A 332-nucleotide genomic window follows, 5' to 3' on the forward strand; every position below is an offset into this window, starting at 1 on the left:
GTCTTCTATAGTGAAGTGCTGTCCGCACCATTTGCATTTGCCTTTCTGGTATTTCAGCAATTTGGCTTCTCGGTTTGGGATTTCTGCTGATTTCCCTCTCCTTGTTGCCCAGTAGACCCAGTTTCCGTCATACGTCGATGCATTCGGTTTGACCAGAGTGTGGTATACAATGGGAGTCCAGTTATGTTGTTGGAGTCGTAGACCATCCTTGGTTTGGAAAATCCACTTCACGTTCCTTTCCTTCCCATTACTCAGTATCACTTTTCCTGTTCGGAAGTATTTCCTGAGCGTTTTGTATTTGGCATTTCCGCATCGTGACACTACCCATGCCC

Annotated in this window: 1 pseudogene; it reads right to left on the reverse strand. The window is 46.1% G+C overall.

What is annotated here, in order from left to right:
* Positions 1–332, reverse strand: a pseudogene (locus tag AC0QHF_RS00480) (group II intron reverse transcriptase/maturase); the annotation flags it as partial.

The organism is Lyngbya sp. CCY1209 (assembly GCF_055795065.1).